Here is a 3579-nt window from a genome sequence, read left to right on the forward strand (position 1 = left end):
GATGGGCTCCGGTTTCAAGGCCGTGGTGGTGAACATAAAGAACGGCTCGAAGCTTTGGATTTCCACTTGCCGGTTGCGCAGGGTGCGCTTCAGGGTCTGCCAGACGCCCGGTTCTACCAGCGCATCCAAGGCGTTGAGCACCAGGAAACCGCCATTGGCGCGCAGGAAGGAGCCTGCCTTGATCCTGGTAAAGTCGGCGCGCCACATGCCGCGGCCGTCTGCCACCCGTTCGATGGTGCCGAAAAGGTTCTGATAGGTGGGTGAATTCTCGAAGATGACCGGCGCCCCCTTGGTCTCGGCGTTGTCGACGATGAGGTTGACCTGGTAGTCCAGGAAAGGGTCAACGCCCCCGGATGAGTCGCGCTCGCCCTCACCATCCGTCCTGCGGAAAAGGTCCAGTCGCTCCATGATGCTCTCTTGCACGTCGTCCAAGTAGCGATGCACCTTTTCGTCTTTGTATTTCTCCTTCAGGTCGGCAATCACCGGCGCGACCAGGTCGTGGGCAAAGTGGGCGTCAAGTTCGCTTAGCTTCTGACGCAGCGCAGCCTGGTTCTTGCGCAGCTCTTTCAGCACGTTGGGCAGTTCTTTGAGCAGCTCCGGATATGCCTTCTTGAGCCGGGCGGCGTTGGCTTCTGGCAGTCGGTTTTGGGCCACCAGCAAGTCGAGCTGTTCCATTGGCACAGGCGAGCCTTCGATGATTGGCACGAGGTCAGGCTTGGTTATTGGTCCCACCTGTACCTGGATGACGGCAAAGCCCTCCTTGCGTGCCCGTGCCTCGAATGCCTCGACCACTTTGCGGTCCTGCTCACCATACGAATCGAGCAGGCGCTGGCGACGCTGGGCGTATTGGTCGCTCTCGAAGAGTTGGGGGATCTGCTTGCGCAGCGCGGCGATGGCCTCCGCCATGTCCTTACGAAAAGCCCTGCCCTTTCCTGCCGGCAGACTAATGGCCATCGGGGCATCGGGGTTCTTGAAATTGTTCACGTACAGCTTGTCATCGGGAATGGCTTTGCCACGGCGGCTCGCCAGAAGGTGGCGCACGGTGGTGGTGCGGCCTGTCCCCGCCTGGCCAGTTACGAAGATGTTGTAGCCCACGCTGCTGATGTCCAATCCCATGCGGAGGGCCTGCACCGCGCGATCTTGCCCCAGAATCTTCTCTGCGATGGAGACTTCTGCAGTTGAGGAAAACGGCAGAGTTGCCGGATCACAGTGCCAGCGGAGGCGTTCGACTGGCACCTCCTCGAACTGTGGCTTCTTCATGGTTCCCTCCGACAAAGATGGCACCATGCCAACGAATCCCTGCCCATGATGCGCGGGTTCGCCACGGGCGACGACCCGGCAAGGCGATGGCGCCTGTCCAGTCTCTTTGCCACGCGTGTCATTGCACCTTCACCTGCACGGCGAAGACTACCCTCACTGCGCGTTCCTTGACTGACCATCCCTGGGCTTGTTCCTCGAACACGTTGCGACCGGTGTAGTCGCTCAGGCCAAAGTCCACCGACAGGTCGAAGCTCACGGGGGACGATTGTATGCCCGCGCCGGCCGAAAAAGCCAGCCCGCGGATGGGATCCCCACGGTGGTCGGGTCGTTCAGTCGCGAACTGACGCTCCAGCCGCGGGTCGGTGTGAAAGCCGACGCGTACGGGGAGAACCACCTCTTTGACGGGGACTAAGTACTCCAGCCCCACATGGAGGCTATTGGCATCAGCGAGAGGCAAGCCAGGAACCGTTATGGCCGAATCCAATGACGCCCTGGACCAGGTTGCCCAATGGAAGTCGAAGGCCAAACAGAGCCGTTGCGAAGGTCGCACGGCCGCGCCTATGGTGAAAAACATAGGCACCTTCAGGTTGAGGTCGGGGCTGGTGCTGTCGACTCCGTTTGTCACTAAAGTCGGGCGCACAAAGGTGAGCGTGTGCGGAAGGGAGAGCTTCAGCCCTATGTCCAAGAAGCGGCTCACGGTGGCTGTGCTCCCCACGTCGAGGGAAAAGCCGGAGAACTTGTTCTCCCGCCGCCAGCTTTCTTGCTGCCGTTCCACGCCCTCCTCGGCGGTGCGATCTGCCCATTCCACGCGTTGTCGGCCCGAGAGGAAGTTGATGGTGACACCCGCTGCCAAGCGGTTGTTCAGCTCGGCACCCAGGGCGGCCGACAGCGCATAGAGGCCTCCCGTGCTGGTTTGCTCGACATCGCGGTAGTTGTTGATAGGAAACTCGTGACCAACAATTCGCCTGAACAAGGTGGAGCGCCCAAAGTCCACCATGCCGCGCACCGCCAGTGCCCCTGTGATGCGGCGGCGCACAGTGCTGACGGGGAACACGATGCCCACATATTCGGGGACGAGATTGGAGCCGAGAGACCCTTCCAGCGAAACGTCGGCAGGGAGGGGCGAGCTCGGTTGCACTGAGAGCACGCCGAAGGTGAAGCGCCCGACGACCAACGCTTGCGAGCCAGCAATGCGGGATAGGGCGGCGGGGTTAACGGCAGCCGCCATGCCGTCGCTGACAACCGCGACGCACGCGCCGCCCATTCCGAGTGCGCGCGCCCCGTTCCCCACGGCAACAGGGGCGAAATAGCTGAGATCGTATTGCTGGGGAAAGCAAGCCCCGACCAACGCCGTCGTAAGCAAGGCAGCGCCGATGCCCCAGCCTTTAGAAAAACTTGTTCTTTTTCCCCTGCGATCCGGCATGTGCCCTTGCCTCAATCTCCTCCCTTCGATGCACTGTTGGCTCAGTAGACTCATTCCTCTGAGAACCTACTCGGATTCGCAACTGATGACCGCGTGTACCTTGTGATCTTTCAATTTCTCCCTCCCGTGGAGAAAAGTGAGCTCGATGAGGAATGAGACGCCGACTACGACCCCGCCGAGGCGCTCCACAAGGCGCACCGCTGCAGCCGTCGTGCCGCCGGTGGCCAGGAGGTCGTCCATGACCAACACCCGTTGCCCAGGGCTAATGGCATCCTCGTGGACCTCCACGGCGTCGGTGCCGTACTCGAGCGCATACTCTTCGCGCACCACTTTCGCCGGGAGCTTGCCGGGTTTGCGCGCAGGGATGACTCCCACGCCGAGCTTGTACGCTGCGGCGGCGGCGAACAGGAACCCGCGCGCTTCGACGCCTAAGATGAGGTCGATGTGTTCCTTTGCAAAAGGGGAGAGCATCGCGTCCACTGCTTGGCGGAACGCCTCGCCATGCTTGATTAGCGTGGTGATGTCCTTAAAGCCAATGCCTTTCTTCGGGAAATCGGGTACAGTTCTGATGAGCGTTGCCAAGTCTTGCATCGACTGCTCCTCCTTGTGCTCCAGGGCTTGTCCGAGGGTGGTCTCTCAGTTCTCGTGTACCATTTCGAATTGACGGCGACGCGACAGGGCTCCAAGTTCGTGCAATGTGACGCTACTCTGTGCTGGTGCTCTTGTAAGGAAACGCTTGGGTCCTTCTCAGTAGTAGGCTATCTCAAAAGAGTCGAATTCCCCGCTGTATTGTGCCCAGTGTACGTCCACGTCGCGCACGCTGGAGAGGCGCGGCCCCACCTTTAGCGCTTTGATGTACTCTTCCACCATGCCGCGCTCGCCCTCCACTTCACTCA

General features: G+C 60.7%; 4 protein-coding genes. All 4 read right to left on the bottom strand.

From position 1 onward, the window contains the following. The coding region (locus tag H5U38_00140; GenBank protein ID MBC7185420.1) for an AAA family ATPase at window positions 1-1260 on the bottom strand (1260 nt) is incomplete at its 3' end. A 118-nt stretch (window positions 1261-1378) separates the two neighbouring features. Then, window positions 1379-2683 carry a hypothetical protein gene (locus tag H5U38_00145; protein MBC7185421.1) on the bottom strand — a complete coding sequence of 435 codons (1305 nt, stop codon included), beginning with the start codon at window positions 2681-2683 and terminating at the stop codon, window positions 1379-1381. Window positions 2684-2749: 66 nt separating this feature from the next. Then, complete coding sequence (locus H5U38_00150) at window positions 2750-3274, bottom strand: adenine phosphoribosyltransferase (GenBank protein MBC7185422.1); 525 nt, start codon at window positions 3272-3274, stop codon at window positions 2750-2752. A 156-nt stretch (window positions 3275-3430) separates the two neighbouring features. Continuing rightward, a partial coding sequence (locus H5U38_00155; GenBank protein MBC7185423.1) for an acylphosphatase occupies window positions 3431-3579 on the bottom strand: 149 nt, incomplete at its 5' end.

The organism is Calditrichota bacterium (assembly GCA_014359355.1).
In the GTDB taxonomy this organism is placed as follows: Bacteria; Zhuqueibacterota; Zhuqueibacteria; order JANLFK01; family Oleimicrobiaceae; genus Oleimicrobium.

Bases quoted from the DNA above. Each gene is read 5' to 3' on its own strand.
- H5U38_00145 (MBC7185421.1), bottom strand. From the start codon at position 2,683: ATGCCGGATCGCAGGGGAAAAAGAACAAGTTTTTCTAAAGGCTGGGGC.
- H5U38_00150 (MBC7185422.1), bottom strand. From the start codon at position 3,274: ATGCAAGACTTGGCAACGCTCATCAGAACTGTACCCGATTTCCCGAAG.